This window comes from Listeria farberi (assembly GCF_014229245.1).
Taxonomy (GTDB): Bacteria; Bacillota; Bacilli; order Lactobacillales; family Listeriaceae; genus Listeria; species Listeria farberi.
Genome location: NZ_JAARZJ010000007.1, coordinates 1 through 21,495, shown reverse-complemented (window position 1 = coordinate 21,495; position 21,495 = coordinate 1). Strand labels below are relative to the sequence as shown.

Sequence of the window (21,495 nt, the reverse complement as noted above, 5' to 3'; positions counted from 1 at the left end):
ATAGCATAAATTCCAGAGTCATGCTATCATAAAAGAAATAGACTGGAAAGGGTTGCCTTTTTTTGGATAAAGATATAAAATATGCTTTTATTACTGGCGCTAGCGGAGAAATAGGTCAAGCGATTTGTATATCACTTGCAAAAGCTGGCTGGAACTTGTATCTTCATTATCATCAAAATAAACAAGCTGTGGAGAATTTATTACCACTACTACAAGCTGAAAAAATAGATGTATTTCTTATTCAAGCTGATTTCGATGATGCGTCAAGTTTGGCAGAAATGGAAAAGCAAGTTTTTCAAGTAGATGCATTTATCCATGCAGCGGGGCATTCTCACTATGCTTTATTCCAGGACACAACAGATATAGAAACTACAAAATTATGGAATGTGCACATGTTTATGCCAATGCGTTTAATTCGCATCTTCATTCCAAAGCTAATGAAAAGCAGTCAAGGAAGGATTGTTTTCATCAGTTCTATATGGGGAGAAGTCGGAGCATCAATGGAAGTAGTTTATTCCACTGTAAAAGGGGCTCAAATCGCCTTTTGCCGTGCGCTAAGTCAAGAATTAGGGCCTTCTGGAATAACTGTTAATGCAGTGACACCAGGAGCGGTAGAAACGAAAATGATGGACCAATTTTCAGCGGATGAAAAAGAAGTACTTCGTGAGGAAATTCCCTTGAAACGCTTTGCAAAACCTGAAGAAATTGCAGAAACTGTAGAATTTTTAATAAGCAAAAAAGCAAGCTATATCACTGGAGAAGTTTTGCGCTTAAATGGCGGTTGGCTTATGTAATTTTAGTAAAAAGTGGAAAATTGAAATAATGGTAGGTGTTTAATTTTGACAGAACTCGGTGATAAACTGAAACAAGCTAGACGTGAAAAAGGACTCAGTTTAGACGACTTGCAACAAATAACGAAAATTCAAAAACGTTATTTAATTGCGATAGAAGAAGGAAACTATGCTGTAATGCCTGGAAAATTTTATGCAAGGGCATTTATTAAACAATATGCAGAAGCAGTTGGACTAGATAGTGCAACACTTTTTGATGAGTTTGAAAGCGAGGTTCCTGAAACACCGCAACAAGAAGTAGTAAATAATGAGCCAACTCGTGTACAAAGTAAAAGAAATCCTATGCCTGCCCAATCGGTCGGCAATCAGGCTAACTCTCGTAATCGTTTCTTTGATATTTTACCAAAAATTCTTATTGCTTTATTTATTGTTTTTATTCTTTTCATTATTTGGTTTTTCTTGCTTAATAAACAAGATACTTCCTCTGAGAAAGTAAAAACTGATACAAGCAATCCGACTGTAAAAGTTGAAGATTCAACAAAAAATAAAGACACAAGCAAAGACACGGAGAAAAAAGATACTACAACTGATGAAAAAAAAGCAACAGATACAACTAAAAAAACAGACGACACGGCGAAAGAAGTGGAAGTAACTAAAGGTGAAACATCTGGAAACGAAACTAGTTATACAGTAAAAAACACGGATAAAATGACACTTTCTCTTAGCGCAACTGGTGATTCTTGGATTGGTGTATCGGATGCAAATGGAAGCACTATTCAAAACGTAACGCTATCCACGTCCAACCCTACTGCTGAAATTGATTTAGGCGATAACAAAACAGTTTCAATTGTTATTGGAAATTCACCTGTTACGACAGTTAAAATTAATGGTAAAGCGTTAGAACTTGCTCCAACGCTAGTTAAACAAGTGTTAACTATTAATTTAGAAGCAAGTGATACTACTAGTAACTCAGATGCAGAATAATTTGTTTTATATGGCGAAATCTACTCATTAGGTTTCGCCAACATTTTTATCATTACATACTATTTAAATGTAAAAAGGGGAGAAAAAGATGAATTTACCAAATAAATTAACGGTTATCCGTATTTTTATGATACCAATTTTTGTCATTCTATGTGTTGTGCCATTTGACTGGGGAAGTGTCTCCTGGCTTGATTCGACCATTCCGGTTACAAGTTTAGTAGCCACTATTATTTTCATCGTAGCTGCCCTTACAGATTGGTTCGATGGATATCTAGCACGTAAATATAATTTAATTACAAACTTCGGTAAATTTGCAGATCCGATGGCAGATAAACTACTTGTAGCAGCTGCATTTATTATTCTTGTAGAAATGCATATTGCCCCATCTTGGGTGGTTATTTTAATCATCAGTCGCGAACTTGCTGTAACAGGTCTGCGTCTACTTCTTGTGGAAGGTGGCGAAGTTTTAGCAGCTGGTCAACTTGGGAAAATTAAAACATTCACACAAATGATTGCAATTCCACTTATGTTATTAAATAATTTCCCATTTGCTTGGACAGGTATCCGCGTCGACTTAATTTTCTTATATGTATGTGCATTTTTTGCAGTATGGTCTGGAATAGACTATTTCTACAAAAATCGTGGAGTATTTAAAGGCTCTATGTAAATAAGAAAGCATACCTTCTTTAAGATACTGATAAAGCCGATTACTGGCGTAGACCATATAGTATGAACAATATACGAACCTTACTGAGAAAATATACACCATACAAAGAACCAAGTATTTCAACTTTTGAAATACTTGGTTCTTTATTTGGTTGGTAAATGTTGAGTGCAATTGAGCTATTTTTTAAATGAGTTAAAATATTCAACTAGATAATCAATATATATTTCTATCAATTCATTATCATTTTTAGTGGGGTATTTATTTTGAATATTGGAGGATATGATAATATTTGTGGCTTGCGGATAATAATTTCTACCATACCATAATGAGATGTTTTTTAGATTAAATATTTTATTATCAATACTATATAATGCCAAAATATAACCATTAATAAAATCTGAAACATTTGAAAAAACATTATAATTGCTAAGATACATACCAGGTCTCTCTTTTATTGAATCTAAAAAAATAAGGGTGGCGTCTATATGATTTTTAGTATCCATGACTTCCTCCTAAATGATCTAATAAAATAACTATAAAAGTTTGAATTATTTATTATAAAACATTACGTTTGTACAAAAATAGATAATCGTTCTCCTTCAATATGATTAAGTTTTCATAAATTAATAGTAGCATAGTATTATATATTGGCATATGTATTTGTTTAATACCCCATCGCAAACTGCTTGACTTTGTGCTAGCTCTAAGTGGTAGAATGAAGGTAAGAAAAACTTGTTATATGGGCGTTTCAGCTTCTCGTACGTAGCTGATTCATTTATTTATCCGCATCAATTGTCAGGTTAGAAGTACTATATTGTTGGCTTTATTAAGCCACAAGTTTGATATGAAAAAAGAGGTACTCGAATTGTGTGCTTTTTTTCTACACAAAAAATCGAATTGGAGATGAATTAAGATGGCAAGCGCGGAAATTATTGCAGTAGGAACAGAACTATTACTAGGACAAATCGTGAACTCTAATGCTGCTTTTATTTCAGAAGAGTTAGCAGCTAACGGGATTTATGTCTACCATCACACTGTTGTTGGTGACAACCCTAAACGTTTAAAAGATGTGATAGAAATTGCTGAAAAACGCAGTGATATTCTCATTTTCACGGGTGGATTAGGTCCTACAGAAGACGATATTACGAAACAAATTTTAGCAGAACATCTACAGAAAAACTTAGTAGAAGATGCGTTTCATATGAACAAAATCACGGATTATTTTGCTTCAAGAAATAGAACAATGACTGAAAATAATAAATTGCAGGCTGTAATTATTGAAGGATCCACTGTATTAAATAATGATTATGGTTTCGCTGCAGGAATGTTCTTAAAAGAAAATAAGCATACATATATCTTACTTCCAGGTCCACCTTCAGAAATGAAACCGATGTTTTCGAGTTACGCTGAACCTTTACTCGCAAATGATAGTGCTGAAAAAAATATTTTAGAGTCTAAAATAATGCGCTTTTTCGGTATTGGAGAATCGCAACTAGCAGCAGATTTAAACGATATGATTTTAGCTCAAGTAAATCCTACTATTGCTACGTATGCAGGTGATAATGAAGTAGTTGTGCGGATTACAGCTACTGCAAAGACTAAAGAGGAAGCAAGTGCCCTTGTGAATGAAACGGAACAAGAAATTTTACGCAGAGACGGGGCTTTTTTATACGGTTATGGCGAAGTTTCTTTACCAGAATTAGTAACAGCTATGCTGCTTGAAAAAAATATTACTATTTCCGCTGCTGAAAGTTTTACAGCTGGATTATTCCAAGCAGAAATTGCCCGTTTTCCTGGTATTTCTAAAATTTTTAAAGGTGGTATGGTTACATACAGCGAAGAGACAAAACAATCTATTCTTGAAGTCTCACCTCAAATAATAAAAGAAAACGGAGTCGTAAGTGCAGAATGTGCAAAAGAAATGGCGAATAATGTCAGTAGACTTTGTAACACTGATATAGGTATTAGTTTTACCGGTGTTGCAGGCCCAGATAGCTTAGAAGACCATCCGGCTGGAACTATTTGGATTGGTTTACATGTAGCTGGTTTTGAAACAGAAGCTTATCAGTTTGTTTATGGTAGAGATCGAAACCACAACCGTCGCCGTGCTGTAAAACAAGGCTTTCAATTGATTAAGCAATTTTTAGATACAAATAGATAGTTTTCCTTTATAGAAAATAAAAAAAGTAGCTTTAAAATATATAAATAAGCGATAAAAAAGTATTAGACGAACGCTTAGAATCCCGTTATAATGAGGAAGAAAGCAGCCGGTGCTTACACAAAATAAAAAATACGAATAAACGTTCGCTTTTTGCTTGCTTCTTGCTTTGAAATGCGTTATAGTAATTCTAGGAAAAGATTCTGACTGTTTTTAAGAGAGAAGAAGCAAAAAAACAGCTATTAGAATATTATGAAGGAGGCAACAACGTGAATGATCGTCAAGCGGCATTAGACCAAGCATTAAAACAAATTGAAAAACAATTCGGTAAAGGTTCCATTATGAAATTAGGGGAACATTCAGACCAAAATATATCTACTATTTCTAGTGGCTCATTAGCATTAGATATTGCTTTAGGAGTTGGCGGGTATCCGCGGGGTCGTATTATTGAAGTGTACGGACCTGAGAGTTCTGGTAAAACAACTGTTGCACTACATGCGATTGCAGAAGTCCAAGCGCAAGGTGGAACAGCAGCATTTATTGACGCTGAGCATGCTTTAGATCCTGCTTATGCAAAGAATCTAGGAGTTAACATTGATGAACTATTATTATCACAACCAGATACAGGAGAACAAGCTTTAGAAATCGCTGAAGCACTAGTTAGAAGTGGCGCTGTTGATATGTTGGTTATTGACTCTGTTGCAGCTCTTGTACCACGCGCTGAAATTGAAGGCGAAATGGGAGATGCTCACGTTGGGTTACAAGCACGTTTAATGTCCCAAGCTTTAAGAAAACTTTCAGGTGTTATTAATAAATCGAAAACGATTGCAATCTTCATCAACCAAATTCGTGAAAAAGTTGGTGTTATGTTTGGTAATCCTGAAATCACTCCTGGTGGTCGTGCCCTTAAATTCTATTCTACAGTTCGTTTAGAAGTAAGACGTGCTGAACAATTGAAACAAGGTACTGATGTAATGGGTAACAAAACAAAAATAAAAGTTGTAAAAAATAAAGTAGCGCCGCCGTTCCGTATCGCTGAAGTGGATATTATGTACGGAGAAGGTATTTCACGTGAAGGTGAACTTGTTGATATGGCTGCTGAAGTTGATGTGATCAACAAGAGTGGTTCTTGGTATTCTTATAAAGAAGAACGTATCGGACAAGGCCGTGAAAATGCGAAACAATATCTAAAAGAACACACAGACATCCGAGACGAAATCTCTAAACGCGTTCGCGAAGAATACGAAATTGATGGAACTAACAAAGAGCCTTTAGACGAAAACGAAGAGACACTAAGTTTACTTGATGATGAATAATAACTAGCTAATACGTGATAGGGAATTTACTTCCTATCACGTATTTTTTACTATTTTAAAAAAACTCAGGAAAATAAGCTGTCATTTCATTCCTTTTCTTGACATTGTATGCTTTGACCTATAAAATTAAGTTGTATATTTTATATTGCTGGGAGACAAGGGGGAAGTTTTTTCCTTTGAAAATCGGCTTCAACTGAATGGGGAGATTAACACTCGGTTGTTGATGAAAAATACACTTGTGCCAGAATTTTGGCCACCGACATAACAATAACGAAAATTGAATAGCAAAGGAGGTGTAAGGATGACAATCGCAATCACGATCATCTCCAGTTTGCTTTTCTTAATCGTCGGTCTAGTTGTTGGTTCTCTAATTTTTAAATCTAGTACAGAGAAAAAACTGGCTGCTGCAAGGGGGACTGCTGAATTAATTGTAGAAGATGCAAAGAAAGAAGCAGAAACTACAAAAAAAGAAGCATTGCTTGAAGCGAAGGAAGAGAATCATAGGTTACGTACTGAAATCGAAAATGAACTTCGTGGGCGAAGAACAGAGACACAGAAAGCAGAAAATCGCTTATTGCAAAGGGAGGAAAACCTCGACCGTAAAGATACTTCTTTAAGTAAACGAGAAGCTACACTTGAAAGAAAAGAGGAGAGTATCAGTAAACGTCAACAACAAATTGAAGAGAAAGAAAGCAAACTAGCTGAGATGATTCAAGCGGAGCAGACAGAACTTGAAAGAATTTCTGCGCTCAGCAAAGAGGAAGCGAAATCTATCATCCTTAACCAGGTAGAAGAGGAATTAACACATGATACAGCAATCATGGTCAAAGAATCAGAAAACCGGGCCAAGGAAGAGTCGGATAAAAAAGCAAAGAATATTCTCTCATTAGCTATCCAGCGTTGTGCAGCTGATCATGTGGCAGAAACAACGGTATCTGTTGTTACCTTACCAAATGATGAGATGAAAGGACGGATTATCGGCCGCGAAGGACGTAATATCCGTACGCTAGAAACGCTAACAGGGATTGATTTGATAATTGATGATACCCCGGAAGCAGTAATACTTTCCGGATTTGATCCAATTCGACGTGAAATCGCTAGAATCGCCTTAGAAAAACTTGTTCAAGATGGAAGAATCCATCCAGCTCGAATTGAAGAAATGGTGGACAAAGCCCGTAAAGAGGTGGACGAACACATTCGTGAAGTCGGGGAACAAGCTACATTTGAAGTTGGAATTCATTCCATCCATCCTGATTTGATAAAAATTCTTGGCCGCTTGCGTTACCGTACTAGTTATGGACAAAACGTTCTTAACCACTCACTCGAAGTTTCGAAACTTGCTGGAATTCTAGCAGGAGAACTAGGTGAAGATGTTACGCTTGCTAAACGGGCCGGACTACTTCATGATATTGGAAAAGCAATTGACCATGAAATTGAAGGAAGTCACGTTGAAATCGGCGTAGAACTTGCTACTAAATACAAAGAAAATGATGTGGTAATCAATAGTATTGCTTCCCATCATGGCGATACAGAAGCTACTTCTGTTATCGCAGTATTGGTTGCAGCAGCAGATGCTCTTTCTGCTGCAAGACCAGGAGCTCGTAGTGAAACGCTTGAAAATTACATCCGTCGTCTAGAAAAATTAGAAGAAATTTCTGAGTCTTACGATGGTGTAGAAAAATCTTATGCTATTCAAGCAGGGCGTGAAGTACGCATCATCGTTGAACCAGATACAATTGATGATCTTTCTTCCTACCGACTTGCTCGTGACATAAGAAAACGAATTGAAGAGGAATTAGATTATCCTGGTCATATCAAAGTGACCGTCATTCGTGAAACAAGAGCAGTTGAATATGCTAAATAATAGTTAAAGGATACATCGCAAATTTATTTTGCGATGTATCTTTTTTAATCGGTTGCCTAGCTTGATCAAGAACGGTATAATCAAAGGATAGATGAAAAAAGGGAGGCGGATTTTTTGAGTGAGTGGAAAATTTTGCCGATGCTAAAAGAACATTATTCTGGTGTTGCTCGAGTGCATCAAGAAGGTATAGAGACTGGAAACGCTACTTTTCAAGAAAAGACGCTATCTTTTGAAGTTTGGGATGAGAAGTACTTAAAAACTTGCCGCTTAGTTGTTTTAATGGAGGGTCAAGTGATTGGTTGGGCGGCATTGTTGCCATTTTCAAGTATGCATGCTTATCGCGGGGTAGCTGAGTTAAGCATTTATATAGCAAAAAGTGCTCGTGGAAAAGGCATCGGAAAGGCACTAATGCAAGCAATTATTCAAACAAGTGAAGAAAACGACTTCTGGACTTTGCAATCTTTAATTTTTCCAGAAAATGAAGCAAGTATTACACTTCATCATACATACGGCTTCCAAACTTTATGCATCCACGAAAAACTAGGTGAAATGAATGGTGTTTTTCGAGATGTCGCATTATTAGAACGTAGAAGTAATAGAAACGGAGAATAACGAAATGAAATTATTATTTATTGGTGACGTTGTTGGCTCAATCGGTCGCGACGCCATTACAGAATATTTACCACAATTAAAGAAAAAATATAAACCTACTATCACGATTATAAATGGAGAAAATGCTGCAAGTGGAAGAGGAATCACAGAAAAGATTTACAAGGATTTTCTGGAACTTGGTGCAAATGCCGTAACTCTAGGTAATCATACATGGGATAATCGTGATATTTTTGAATTTATTGATGATGCTAAATATCTCGTTCGCCCAGCAAACTTCCCAGATGATACAACACCTGGAACAGGAATGGTTTTTGTAAAAAGTAATCAACACGAAATAGCCGTTATCAACATGCAAGGCCGAACTTTTTTAGCAGATTTAGACGATCCGTTCCGCAAAATGGACGCATTAATAGAAGAAGCAAAGAAACGAACAAATATAATTTTTGTCGATTTTCATGCGGAAACTACTAGCGAAAAAGAAGCAATGGGTTGGTATTTAGATGGGCGGGTTACTGCGGTAGTTGGTACACACACACATGTACAAACTTCTGATAACCGCATTCTTCCAGAAGGTACAGCATATTTAACCGATACAGGTATGACAGGACCATATGACGCTATCCTTGGAATGGAAAAAGAAGCTGTTATTCGTCGTTTTAAAACAGCCTTGCCAACAAGATTTGAAGTCCCTAAAACAGGTCGAGCAGTCTTATCTGGCTGTCTAATCACTTTAGACGAAACAACCGGAAAAGCACAAAAAATTGACCGAATTCTCATCAATGAAGACCACCCATTTTCCTTTGATTAAGAATGGAGATGTAATTGTGACAGTTTCAAAAGACGAAATTATGAAAAAAGCAACCGAACTTCGTGATGCGCTGCAACAAACGGAAGAAGTATCGTTCTACCGTCTAGCCGAAGAAAGAATCAATGCGAATTCCAAAGTAGCAGCAAAGGTTTCTAAAATAAAGCTACTTCAAAAAGAAGCAGTAAACTTAGAGCATTATCAAAAACTCGAAGCGATGAAACAAACCGAGAATCAAATTGATAATGTTCGCGCAGATATAGATTCGCTTCCGATTGTAACAGAATTCAGACGCGCTCAAGAAGACGCTAACGATCTTTTACAATCTATTACAACGGAGATAACTACAAAAGTAACAACGGAGCTTGAAAAAGAAAATTAACCATTGAAAACTGCCAAACTACTGGTAGTTTTTTTCTTTTGAGGTCGCGGGAAAATGAAACTTTATGATATAATGAGAGGATGAAAATGAAGTAAGGGATGATGAGATAATGACAGAATATACACCGATGATTAAGCAGTACTTGGAAATCAAAGATAAATATCAAGATGCTTTCTTATTTTTCCGTTTAGGAGATTTTTATGAAATGTTTTTTGAGGATGCCTTGAATGCTTCTCAAATTTTAGAAATTACATTAACTGGCCGTGAAGGTGGAACAAAAGAGAAAATCCCTATGTGCGGAGTTCCTTATCATTCAGCGAGCGGCTACATTGATACGTTAATTGAAAAAGGATATAAAGTAGCTATTTGTGAGCAAGTGGAAGATCCTAAAACAACGAAAGGCATGGTAAAACGAGAAGTAGTACAGTTAATTTCTCCTGGAACTGTCATGGATGAACGAGGCTTAAAGGCGAAAGAAAATAACTATATCGCGTCACTTTACTGTTATGAAGGAAAGGAATACGGTTTTGCTTACTCTGATCTATCTACTGGCGAATTAAAATCAACGGTAATTGAAGCTAGTGAAGACCGCTTAATTAATGAGTTAACAACCCTTTCAACCAGAGAGTTAATTGTTTCTGAATCAGAAAAAGAAGTTCTTTCTGATGTGATGAAAGAACAACTTGGGCTAACTTTTTCTGTTCATGAAGAAGATACAATCCCAGCGGAAAACGAAAAATTAGTTACGCGCCATATGTCGTTATCAGAAAAGCGAGCTATAGGTAAATTACTTCATTACTTAAAAGAAACCCAAAAGCGGGATTTAGGTCACCTGCAACAAGCTGTACATTATGAAACTAGTAACTATATGAAAATGGATTACTACTCGAAACGTAATTTAGAATTAGCAGAATCCATTCGAGGTAAAGGACGCCAAGGAACGCTACTGTGGCTATTAGATAACACCCAAACGGCTATGGGTGGGAGAATGCTAAAACAATGGATTGATCGTCCTTTAATTGACCGTAAGCAAATTATCGAACGTCAAAATGATGTCAGTGAATTAATGGCCCACTTTTTTGAACGTCTTGAATTAGTAGAAAACCTAAAAAACGTTTATGACTTAGAACGCCTTGCTGGCCGAGTTGCTTATGGGAATGTAAATGCGCGTGATTTAATTCAACTACGTAATTCGTTATACCAAATACCTCGTATCCGAGCGACTTTATTATCAATGCATAGTAAGAGTTTAACAGAACTTGCTAACCAATTAGATCCCTGTGAAGAGCTAACAGAAAAATTAGAAGAAGCAATAGTCGACGCAGCACCAATTTCCATTCGCGAAGGTGGGATTATAAAAGACGGTTACAATAGCCAACTTGATACTTATCGTGATGCTAGCCGTAACGGAAAAACATGGATTGCAGAATTAGAGCGTAAAGAGCGCGAATTAACTGGCATCAAAACGATGAAGGTAGGCTTTAATCGCGTATTTGGCTACTATATTGAAGTTACCCGGGCGAATACACATCTGCTCCCAGAAGGCCGCTATGAACGCAAACAAACACTGGCCAATGCAGAACGTTATATTACCCCTGAGCTAAAAGAAAAAGAAAAACTCATTTTAGATGCAGAAGAAAAAAGTATGGAATTAGAATATCAACTATTTACAGAAGTACGCGAAATGGTAAAAGACTACATAGAACGCCTCCAAAAATTAGCGAAGTCAGTAAGTGAAATCGATTGTTTACAAAGTTTTGCAGATATTAGTGAGAAAAACCATTTCATTCGCCCTACCTTAAGTGAAGATGGTTCCCTGCATGTTAAACAAGGTCGCCATCCTGTTGTAGAAAAAGTAATGGGTGCGCAAAGCTATGTCGCTAATGATTGTGATTTAGATCGAAATAGAGAAATTTTGCTTATAACTGGTCCCAATATGTCGGGTAAAAGTACGTATATGCGTCAAGTTGCTTTAACAGCTATATGTGCCCAAGTTGGATGTTTTGTTCCTGCCGAAGAAGCAACTCTGCCAATTTTTGACCAAATTTTCACTAGAATAGGGGCAGCGGACGATTTAATAGCTGGTCAAAGTACCTTTATGGTAGAAATGCTAGAAGCTAGAAACGCTATTGTCCATGCGACAAAAGATAGTTTGATTTTATTTGATGAAATCGGTCGTGGAACTGCTACTTATGATGGGATGGCGCTTGCTCAGGCAATTATCGAGTATATTCACGAAAACGTTCATGCTAAAACACTATTCTCTACTCATTACCATGAATTAACAGATCTTGAGAAAGAATTAAGTGGGTTACAAAACATTCATGTGAGTGCTGTTGAAGAAAATGGAAAAGTGGTATTCCTTCATAAAATTAAAGAAGGACCAGCAGATAAAAGTTATGGTATTCATGTTGCTGAGTTAGCAGAACTACCTAAATCCTTGATTGAACGAGCAAGTTGCATTTTAGAACAATTAGAAAGTAACGATAAAAAAATAATAATTACGAACGATAAACAACCAGAAGAAATTCATGAAGAAGTGCAACTATCAATGTTCCCGGTAGAACTGGAGAAAAAAGGATCTTCTAAAGAAACAAAATTATTAAAAGAAATTGCCGCAATGAATATTATGCAGATGACGCCAATGGATGCGATGAACAAATTATACGAACTCCAAAGTAAAATTCATTAAACAGAAAAGGCGGGATTTAAATGGCTAAACATATAGTAGAATTAACCGATGCTTTATCCAATAAAATAGCTGCCGGAGAAGTAGTAGAACGACCTGCTTCTGTTGTTAAAGAATTGGTCGAAAATGCGATTGATGCAGGGAGCACAGTAATCGATATTTTGGTGGAAGAAGCGGGATTAAATAAGATTACCATTATTGATAACGGCAGTGGTATTGAAGAAGAAGACGTTGCAACAGCTTTTTTACGTCATGCTACGAGTAAAATTAAAAACGAAGCGGATTTATTTCGTGTTCACACTTTAGGTTTTCGCGGAGAAGCTCTTCCTAGTATTGCGTCCGTATCTCACTTAACTTTAGAAACTTCTACAGGTGAAACAAAAGGAACTACTATCTCCCTTGAAGGCGGAAAAATCATCGAACAAAAAAGCGGTCATGCCAGAAAAGGCACGCAAATCGAAGTATCGCAATTGTTCTTTAATACTCCAGCAAGGTTAAAATATTTAAAAAGCTTACCAACTGAACTTGGAAATATAACCGATATTTTAAATCGTCTTGCTTTAGCCCATCCAGATATTAGTTTCCGGTTTTCGCACAACGGGAAACCTTTGCTCCAAACAAATGGAAATGGTGATTTACGTCAAGTAATCGCAGCTATTTATGGTGTGTCTATCGCTAGAAAATCGATTCCAGTCAAGGCAGAGTCGCTTGATTTTAAAATTTCAGGTTATGCTGTGCTTCCTGAAGTAAACCGTTCCAACCGTAATTACATTTCAACGATTATTAATGGCCGTTTTATCAAAAACTTCGCGCTAGTAAAAGCAATACAAGAAGGATATCATACACTTTTACCAATTGGCCGTTTTCCAATAATCGTTCTGCAAATCGAAATGGACCCAATTATCGTAGATGTCAATGTTCATCCAGCAAAACTTGAGGTACGATTAAGTAAAGAAAAAGAACTTGGCCAGCTTATTAGTCAGATGATTAAAGACGCATTTCATCAGTTGCAATTAATTCCAGATGGAGAAGTTTCGAAAAAACAAAAAGAACAGCAAAAATCCGAACAAATTCAGATGTCATTTGAAGAAAACAGACAGCCAAAAGAACCGCCAACACTTTTTTCAAAATCAAATATTCCTGAATACGTAGCATCTGATGAAAATGTACCAAAAGAAGATGACTTTATTTTAGAAACGATGCCTACTTATAATCCGGAAACACAACCTGAGCAAGTAGAAAATCAAAAAGAACGCATTCCGAAAATGTATCCAATCGGACAAATGCATGCGACGTATATTTTCGCTCAAAATGAAAATGGTCTATATATTATCGATCAACATGCCGCGCAAGAACGGATTAAATATGAATTCTATCGTGAAAAAATTGGAGAAGTAAGTCGAGAATTGCAAGAATTACTCGTGCCTATCGTGTTAGAATTTCCATCAGACGAATATGTTCGACTTGAAGAACAAAAAGTGAAATTAGAAGAAGTTGGTGTTTTTCTTGAAAACTTCGGACAAAATAGCTTTATTATTCGCGCACATCCAACATGGTTTCCAAAAGACCAAGAAGAGGAAATGCTTCGCGAAATTATTGATGAAGCCTTATCAGCACCAAGTATAAGTATTCATAAATTAAGAGAAGATACCGCAATTATGATGAGTTGTAAAAAATCAATAAAAGCTAATCACTATTTAACTATGCAAGATATGGAAGCCCTTCTTGACACACTTAGAGAAGCGAGCGATCCATTCACTTGTCCTCATGGTCGCCCAGTTATTATTCAATATTCAACTTACGAACTCGAAAAAATGTTTAAACGTGTCATGTAAAAGAGGAGGAATACAATTGGAGTTACCATTTTCTGGTCAATCAATCATCCCAGCTGCACATAATCAAAAAGACATGGAAAAGATACTAGAGCTTGATTTGACTTATATGGTGATGCTCGAGACTCATGTTGCTCAGCTTAAAGCTTTAGTAAAATTTGCACAAGCTGGCGGGAAAAAAGTTTTGCTACACGCTGATTTAGTCAATGGTTTAAAAAATGATGACTATGCAATTGATTTCTTATGTAAAGAAATTTGCCCAGATGGTATTATTTCTACAAGAGGAAATGCTATTATGAAAGCAAAACAACATAAAATGCTTGCCATTCAGCGATTATTTATGATAGATTCTAGCGCTTATAATAAAGGCGTGGCTCTAATTCAAAAAGTACAGCCTGATTGCATTGAACTTTTGCCTGGGGTCATTCCAGAACAAGTCAAAAAAATGACCCAAAAGCTACACATTCCGGTTATTGCTGGGGGATTAATTGAGACAACGAAGCAAGTGGATGAAGTAATTGCTAGTGGTGCAATTGCTGTTACAACATCTAATAAACATTTATGGTAAAAAAATAGCTAAGTCGCCGTTTTAATAGCGACTTAGCTATTTTCATGAAAAACAATGAAAACGCTATATAAATGGTTAAGGTATTGGCGTGCAATAGATTAAGCGTTTTCTACCTGTTTTATACAAAGAGCTAAAACTAAAACTGTACCATAACAGAACCCGGTATTTGAAGTAATACAGTAAAAATAAAGAATTAAAATCAAAATAAAATTAGAATAATGATAAAGTGGCTAATCCGCATTATAAAAGGAATTTTGGCGATTTTGAAAGGGGATGACACAAAAAATTCATAAAAAAGTTTGAAAAATATTGCACAAAACTGTAGCATTTTTTGGAGAATATGTTATGATAACAGTGTAGATTATTTGTAAATTAGTTTGCTCAAAAAAGCACGCTCGAGATTGAACAATAAATGGAGGTTATATGATGACTGAACAATGGTATGAATTCGCAGGTGGTAACTGGCAACAAGAAGTAGATGTACGTGACTTTATCTTAAAAAACTATCGCTTATATGACGGTGACGACACATTCTTAGTTGGCCCAACCGAAGCAACTACAAAACTTTGGGATCAAGTAATGGACCTAACTAAAAAAGAACGTGAAAACGGTGGCGTACTGGATATGGATACCAAAATCGTTTCTACTATCACTTCACATGACCCAGGGTATTTAAACAAAGACTTAGAAAAAGTTGTTGGTGTTCAAACGGATGTACCTTTCAAACGCGCTTTACAACCATTTGGTGGAATCCGTATGGCAGAAGTTGCAGCTGAATCTTATGGTTTTAAAGTGGATGAGGAAATTAGCCATATTTTTTCTGAATACCGCAAAACGCATAACCAAGGTGTATTCGATGCTTACACAGCAGAAATGCGTGCGGCTCGTAAATCAGGCGTAATCACTGGTCTTCCAGATGCTTATGGTCGTGGACGTATTATTGGTGACTACCGTCGTGTTGCACTTTACGGAGTTGACTTCTTAATTAATCAAAAGAAACAAGATTTAAATAACACAGGTTTACGTACTATGAGTGATGATGTTATTCGTCAACGTGAAGAACTTAACGAACAAATCCGTGCTCTAGGTGAATTAAAAGTACTAGGCGAAAAACATGGTTTCGATCTTGGGCGTCCAGCTAAAACTGCTCAAGAAGCATTCCAATGGTTATACCTTGGTTACTTAGCAGCAATTAAAGAACAAAATGGTGCGGCAATGAGCTTAGGACGTACATCTACATTCCTTGATATTTATGTAGAACGTGATTTACGCAATGGCTTAATTACAGAAGAAGAAGCACAAGAAATTGTTGACCACTTCATCATGAAATTACGTCTAGTAAAATTTGCTCGTACACCAGATTACAATGAATTATTCTCCGGAGATCCAACTTGGGTTACTGAATCCATCGGTGGTATTACAGAAGAAGGCGTTCCACTTGTAACGAAAAACTCCTTCCGTTTCTTACACACATTAGATAACTTAGGACCTGCTCCAGAACCAAACTTAACTGTACTTTGGTCCACTCATTTGCCATCAGGATTTAAGAAATTCTGTGCAAAAATGTCTATCAAAACATCTGCTATTCAATATGAAAATGACGATGTTATGCGCCCTAAATGGGGAGACGACTATGCAATCGCATGTTGTGTATCCGCAATGCGTGTAGGTAAACAAATGCAATTCTTTGGTGCTCGTGCCAACCTTGCTAAAACACTTCTTTATGCAATCAATGGTGGTGTCGATGAAAAATCTAAAGCACAAGTTGGACCTGCTTATCGTCCAGTGGAAGGCGACGTATTAGATTACAAAGAAGTAATGGAAAAATATGATGCAATGATGGAATGGATTGCAGAACTTTACCTTAACACACTAAATGTTATTCATTATATGCATGATAAATATGCTTACGAACGTATTGAAATGGCTTTACATGATACAGAAGTATTACGTACAATGGCAACTGGTATTGCTGGACTTTCCGTTGCAGCTGACTCCTTATCTGCTATTAAATATGCTACTGTTCGTCCAATTCGTGACGAAGACGGTATCGTGGTTGATTATGAAATCGAAGGCGAATATCCTAAATACGGAAACAATGATGACCGTGTAGATGAGATTGCAGTTGAACTTCTAAAAACATTTATGACAAAAGTTAGAAAACATAAAACTTACCGTGATGCAGTACACACAACTTCTGTTCTTACAATCACATCCAACGTGGTTTATGGTAAGAAAACTGGTAACACACCAGACGGACGTCGCGCAGGCGAACCATTTGCACCAGGTGCGAATCCAATGCATGGCCGCGATACTAAAGGTGCTTTAGCTTCTCTATCTTCTGTAGCTAAACTTCCTTACGAATATGGTCAAGATGGTATTTCTAACACATTCTCTATCGTACCTAAAGCTTTAGGTCGCGAAGATGAATCACAAATCAATAACTTAGTTGCAATGCTGGATGGTTATTCCACAAAAATGGGACATCACTTAAACATCAATGTATTCAATCGTGATACATTACTTGATGCGATGGATCATCCAGAAGAATACCCTCAACTAACTATCCGTGTTTCTGGATATGCCGTTAACTTTATCAAACTAACTCGTGAACAACAATTAGACGTTATTCACCGTACAATGCACGAATCCATGTAATAATTAGGCGAGAACGCTTCGACAAGGATTGCTCACCAGTAGCAATCCTTGTTATTTAGGAAAGGAAGAGGAGAATTATGACAGAGGTTTTAGGAAGAGTTCATTCAGTAGAAACAATGGGAACAGTAGACGGTCCAGGTATCCGCTTTATTGTTTTTATGCAGGGGTGTTTACTTCGTTGTCAATTTTGTCATAATCCTGATACTTGGAAAATTGGTACAGGCACAGAACGCTCAGCCCAAGATGTATTTAACGAAGCGATTAAGTATAAAGAGTTTTGGGATGCATCAGGTGGTGGTGTTACAGTTAGTGGCGGTGAACCATTACTTCAAGTAGATTTCCTAATCGATTTTTTCACGTTATGTAAAGCAGCAGGAGTGCATACAACTATCGACTCTTGTGGTGGCTGTTTCACTCGTGATCCGGAGTTTATCGAGAAATTGGATCGTTTGATGGAAGTAACAGATTTGATTTTACTTGATATTAAACAAATCAATCCAGAAAAACATTTAAAACTAACTACGAAATCCAACGCACCAATTATCGATTTTGCTCACTATTTACGAGATAAAGAGCAACCAATTTGGATTAGACACGTGCTAATTCCAACTAAAACAGATGATCCAGAAGATTTAACAAAGCTACACGAATTTATTCAAACTCTTCCAAATGTAAAACAAGTGGATGTACTTCCATACCATACGATGGGCGTTTACAAGTGGAAAGAAATGGGCATTCGTTACCCATTAGAAGGCATCGAAGCTCCAGAAGAAGAAGTGGTAGCGATGGCTAATAAAATCTTAGAAACTAGTAGTTATAAATAGTAAAAACCGGCGAATACTAAGTTCGCCGGTTTTTTATAATATTTTATACATTTCTTCGCACCAATTTAATTCGGTTTGAATTAAATCTAATCGTCTTGCATAGACCTGATAAGACATGTTTTTTAGCTTGTCTTGTTTGGTTTTTAAATCAAATAAATTAACGAAATGATCTAGTGTTTCTTCAATTAAACCTAATTGTTCTTTTAAATAGCTTTCTCGTTCTTCAATAAGTCCTTTGGTTCTGGCATTATTTAACCAATCGAGTTGCACTTTTGTTGTAAATTCATCCCTTGTAACAGGAATTTTAAGTGGCGTTTCGGACCATTCGAGCAGAGAATCTAAGCCGGATTGTGTGATGGTATAAACTTTTTTATCAGGCTTTTTATCTTGAGAATGCTTATGAACAACTAAAAAACCAGCCTTTTCTAATTTAGATAAAGAAGGATAAATTTGGCTGTGATGCGTATTTTGCATAATCCGAAGCCGGTTTGCTAGTTCATAACCGCTAGAGGCTTCACGAGCAATCATTTGCAATAAAGTATATTCTAAGACATTTGGTATCATACAGTAGCACCTCTAAAATTCTATTTAACCTTATTGTAAGCGATAAACATCAATAAGTAAAATATTTATATATGTAATAAATTATATATGTAAATATTGACATTGGTATTTATCAAGCGTAATATAATAGTTGAGTTTTATTTTGGAAAGGGAAGTGTAGTTGTATTATGATGACAGACAAGGAAATGAACACGGGGAAATGGATAACAGCAGCAGCTAGTTTGCTTGCTTTTATGGGGATTGGGGTTGTGGATCCACTTTTACCTTCTATTGCAGAAAGTATTGGCGCATCCCATTCACAAGTTGAAATGTTATTCACTGCTTATATTTTTACAATGGCGATTATGATGATTCCAATCGGTATTGTCGCAGGTAAATTGGGTGACAAAAAATTAATCGTTATCGGACTATTTATCGTAACTATTTTTGCATTATTATGTGGTTTATCAGATACAATTGGCGCTTTATCTATTTTTCGTGCTGGCTGGGGTTTTGGTAATTCAATGTTCATGGCTACAGCGATGACAATGTTAATTGCTTTATCAGAGACCCCAGGACATGCGATTGGGATTTATGAAGCTTCTATGGGTCTTGGAATGGCATTTGGACCTTTATTAGGAGGAATTTTAGGAAATGTTTCGTGGCGCTATCCATTCTTTGCTACAGCTTGCTTAATTTTTATCGCATTTTTACTGATTTTATTCAAAGTAAAAGAACCGAAGAAAGTTGTTCAAGCACCTACTGAAAAAAATGAAATGGCTATCAAACAGATGTTACATTTGTTTAAATATCGCCCGTTTCTACAAATCGCATTTAGTGGCATGTTTTATTATTATTGCTTCTTCACTATTTTAGCTTATTCACCACTCATTCTTGGTTTATCAGCGATTCAAATCGGTTTTGTATTTTTTGCTTGGGGACTATGCTTAGCTCTTGGTTCTGCAAAAGTTTCTCATGCATTAGAATTTCGTTTTAATAGTAAACAAATATTAAAGGGATCGTTACTTGCGTGTGCTGTTATCTTAGCATTACTCGGATTTATTGATAATACAGCCATTGATATTGGTTTAATAGTTATTTCCGGCTTAATCTTAGGCATAAATAACGCCTTGTTTACAACAACTGTGATGGAGCACTCGCCGTATGCAAGAAGTGTCACTAGTGGGGCATATAACTTTGTACGTTGGTTAGGAGCAGCATTTGCACCACTTTGTTCCGGCTTACTTAGCGAAGCATTTGGTATGAAAATGCCATTTATTGTAGCCAGTGTCATTTGTTTAGCTGGTATGGGACTACTTTTTATTAAATTAAAACCGGCACATTTTGCACTTCAACAATCTACTTCAATAAAAAGTGAATAAAAATGAAAGACTGAGCAATTTTGTTCAGTCTTTTTTTATGCTAGTTATTAATTATTTAACGTTTATCATTAAATAATTATTGACATACTATCGCTCTGTTATGTATAATCGAGAAAAAAGGGGGAGATTTACATGAAACTAAAACGATTGCAAAAAATGAGTTATTTTCTACATATTACCCTTAAGATTCTGTCTGTAGGCGCGATTCTGGTAGCCGCTTTAGCTATTGTGATGAAGTTGCTTAATAGTAATAATATCAGTATAAATAAGATGGAATTAAACACTATTTTAAATTTTAATACTGAATATTTTGCAGGTAATGACATTTCCCAATATATTCAAACGGAAGAGTGGCTCACAGTTGGTATTTCAGTTCTTTCGGCTATTTTAATCGCTTGGATGCTATGGATTGCTAGTACCATTTTTCAAGATTTAGCAGTTGAATTTACACCTTTTGCTGATGTTGAAATCAAAAGGTTACATAGAATTGCACAATTAATGCTCGTTTATGCGTTAGGTCCGCAAATTGTATACTCAGTTTTGCATACAATTTTAATCCCAGGTTATAGTATTCATTTAGGACTAGACATGGCATTTTTCTTTGCAATTATTTTTTATTGTTTGACTGAAATATTTCGTTATGGTGCAGCTTTGCAAAAAGAATCTGACGAAACTTTATGAATGGAGCGAAAAACGATGGCAATTGTATTGAGGTTAGATCGTATAATGGCTGACCGTAAAATATCTTTAAACCAGCTGTCCGAAGAAGTCGGAATTGCTAATGTTAACTTATCTAAAATCAAGACTGGCAAAGTAAGTGCGATACGATTTTCCACGTTAAATGAAATCTGTAAAGCATTAAATTGCCAGCCTGGTGATATATTAGAGTATGTGGCTGATGATACGCCTGAAAATAAACTAAAAAGCGGAGGATGAACAACTATGAAGCATAACAATCAACTAGAAGCCGTGTTGGTAAACAAGAACAAAGTATTAGTAATCGGTCCAAATGGCGCTGGAAAATCAACTTTCGCAGCAAAAATTGGCGAAAAATATGACTTTGAAGTATGTCATCTTGATAAGATTTTTTGGCAAGAAAATTGGAATCATATATCTGAATTGGAATTCGAAAAGAAAGTAAATGAAATAATGAGTTCAAAAAAGCCGTATATCATCGATGGAGACTATTTTTTTAACCTTAGTAAAAGACTGGAAGACACTGACTTAGTTATTTGGATTAAAATTCCGTTATTAGTATGTGTAGCAAATATAATCAAAAGACGCTTTAAATACATGTTTAGTACGCGTCCTGATATAACTGCAGGTTGCGACGAAAAGTTAAGTTTTTCATTTTTAATTTATGCTTTGCAGTATAATAAGCGTTCTGGTAAACAAACGAAAGAATTATTAGCAAATGTAT

General features: G+C 36.2%; 20 protein-coding genes. 18 read left to right on the top strand and 2 right to left on the bottom strand.

The genetic code is table 11. From position 1 onward, the window contains the following. Window positions 1–62: 62 nt before the first annotated feature. The 3 genes from ymfI (at window position 63) to pgsA (ending at window position 2,442) form a co-directional block, all read left to right on the top strand. On the top strand, window positions 63–794 hold the full coding sequence (gene ymfI / locus HCB45_RS07455; RefSeq protein ID WP_185318721.1) for an elongation factor P 5-aminopentanone reductase: 732 nt from the start codon (window positions 63–65) through the stop codon (window positions 792–794). A 45-nt stretch (window positions 795–839) separates the two neighbouring features. Next, window positions 840–1,775 (top strand): helix-turn-helix domain-containing protein, encoded by a 936-nt coding sequence (locus HCB45_RS07450; RefSeq protein WP_185318722.1) that lies wholly within the window; start codon window positions 840–842, stop codon window positions 1,773–1,775. A gap of 88 nt (window positions 1,776–1,863) precedes the next feature. After that, a complete protein-coding gene (gene pgsA, locus HCB45_RS07445) occupies window positions 1,864–2,442 on the top strand; it encodes a CDP-diacylglycerol--glycerol-3-phosphate 3-phosphatidyltransferase (protein WP_185318723.1) in 579 nt (192 codons plus the stop codon). A 176-nt stretch (window positions 2,443–2,618) separates the two neighbouring features. Here the strand turns inward: pgsA and HCB45_RS07440 are convergent, their stop codons facing one another. After that, the gene (locus HCB45_RS07440; protein WP_185318724.1) at window positions 2,619–2,945 is read right to left on the bottom strand and encodes a hypothetical protein; all 327 of its coding nucleotides are present in this window, start codon (window positions 2,943–2,945) and stop codon (window positions 2,619–2,621) included. 410 nt (window positions 2,946–3,355) lie between these two features. Here HCB45_RS07440 and HCB45_RS07435 point away from each other — a divergent pair, with 410 nt between their 5' ends. From HCB45_RS07435 to pflA, 11 genes are all read left to right on the top strand, one after another. Further along, complete coding sequence (locus tag HCB45_RS07435; RefSeq protein ID WP_185318725.1) at window positions 3,356–4,603, top strand: competence/damage-inducible protein A; 1,248 nt, start codon at window positions 3,356–3,358, stop codon at window positions 4,601–4,603. A 266-nt stretch (window positions 4,604–4,869) separates the two neighbouring features. After that, window positions 4,870–5,916, top strand: coding sequence for a recombinase RecA (recA, locus tag HCB45_RS07430; RefSeq protein WP_003766841.1), 1,047 nt, complete (start codon window positions 4,870–4,872; stop codon window positions 5,914–5,916). Between the two features lie 301 nt (window positions 5,917–6,217). Next, on the top strand, window positions 6,218–7,780 hold the full coding sequence (gene rny, locus HCB45_RS07425; RefSeq protein WP_003721904.1) for a ribonuclease Y: 1,563 nt from the start codon (window positions 6,218–6,220) through the stop codon (window positions 7,778–7,780). Window positions 7,781–7,894: 114 nt separating this feature from the next. Further along, complete coding sequence (locus HCB45_RS07420; protein ID WP_185619462.1) at window positions 7,895–8,392, top strand: GNAT family N-acetyltransferase; 498 nt, start codon at window positions 7,895–7,897, stop codon at window positions 8,390–8,392. A gap of 4 nt (window positions 8,393–8,396) precedes the next feature. Next, entirely contained in the window at window positions 8,397–9,200 is an 804-nt protein-coding gene (locus tag HCB45_RS07415; RefSeq protein ID WP_185323722.1) for a TIGR00282 family metallophosphoesterase, read from the top strand. Window positions 9,201–9,216: 16 nt separating this feature from the next. Next, complete coding sequence (locus tag HCB45_RS07410) at window positions 9,217–9,579, top strand: YlbF/YmcA family competence regulator (protein WP_003744056.1); 363 nt, start codon at window positions 9,217–9,219, stop codon at window positions 9,577–9,579. Window positions 9,580–9,688: 109 nt separating this feature from the next. Next, complete coding sequence (gene mutS, locus HCB45_RS07405; protein WP_185619460.1) at window positions 9,689–12,271, top strand: DNA mismatch repair protein MutS; 2,583 nt, start codon at window positions 9,689–9,691, stop codon at window positions 12,269–12,271. A gap of 20 nt (window positions 12,272–12,291) precedes the next feature. After that, window positions 12,292–14,103: a DNA mismatch repair endonuclease MutL gene (gene mutL / locus HCB45_RS07400; protein ID WP_185619458.1), complete on the top strand. Its 1,812-nt coding sequence runs from the start codon at window positions 12,292–12,294 to the stop codon at window positions 14,101–14,103. Window positions 14,104–14,119: 16 nt separating this feature from the next. Then, on the top strand, window positions 14,120–14,668 hold the full coding sequence (locus tag HCB45_RS07395; protein WP_185318730.1) for a glycerol-3-phosphate responsive antiterminator: 549 nt from the start codon (window positions 14,120–14,122) through the stop codon (window positions 14,666–14,668). A 426-nt stretch (window positions 14,669–15,094) separates the two neighbouring features. Beyond that, the gene (pflB, locus tag HCB45_RS07390) at window positions 15,095–17,326 is read left to right on the top strand and encodes a formate C-acetyltransferase (RefSeq protein ID WP_185318731.1); all 2,232 of its coding nucleotides are present in this window, start codon (window positions 15,095–15,097) and stop codon (window positions 17,324–17,326) included. 77 nt (window positions 17,327–17,403) lie between these two features. Then, the gene (pflA, locus tag HCB45_RS07385; protein WP_185619456.1) at window positions 17,404–18,150 is read left to right on the top strand and encodes a pyruvate formate-lyase-activating protein; all 747 of its coding nucleotides are present in this window, start codon (window positions 17,404–17,406) and stop codon (window positions 18,148–18,150) included. 33 nt (window positions 18,151–18,183) lie between these two features. On the opposite strand, the gene HCB45_RS07380 is transcribed toward pflA, so the two are convergent. Beyond that, window positions 18,184–18,714, bottom strand: coding sequence for a helix-turn-helix transcriptional regulator (locus tag HCB45_RS07380; protein ID WP_185318733.1), 531 nt, complete (start codon window positions 18,712–18,714; stop codon window positions 18,184–18,186). Window positions 18,715–18,881: 167 nt separating this feature from the next. On the opposite strand from HCB45_RS07380, the gene mdrL reads away from it, so the two are divergent. The 4 genes from mdrL to HCB45_RS07360 form a co-directional block, all read left to right on the top strand. Beyond that, window positions 18,882–20,075 (top strand): multidrug efflux MFS transporter MdrL, encoded by a 1,194-nt coding sequence (gene mdrL, locus HCB45_RS07375; RefSeq protein ID WP_185619454.1) that lies wholly within the window; start codon window positions 18,882–18,884, stop codon window positions 20,073–20,075. Between the two features lie 132 nt (window positions 20,076–20,207). Further along, on the top strand, window positions 20,208–20,756 hold the full coding sequence (locus HCB45_RS07370) for a DUF2975 domain-containing protein (RefSeq protein WP_185607744.1): 549 nt from the start codon (window positions 20,208–20,210) through the stop codon (window positions 20,754–20,756). Between the two features lie 15 nt (window positions 20,757–20,771). After that, window positions 20,772–21,011, top strand: a complete 240-nt coding sequence (locus tag HCB45_RS07365) for a helix-turn-helix domain-containing protein (RefSeq protein ID WP_185607745.1) — start codon at window positions 20,772–20,774, stop codon at window positions 21,009–21,011. A gap of 6 nt (window positions 21,012–21,017) precedes the next feature. Beyond that, the coding region (locus tag HCB45_RS07360; RefSeq protein WP_185619452.1) for a P-loop NTPase family protein at window positions 21,018–21,495 on the top strand (478 nt) is incomplete at its 3' end.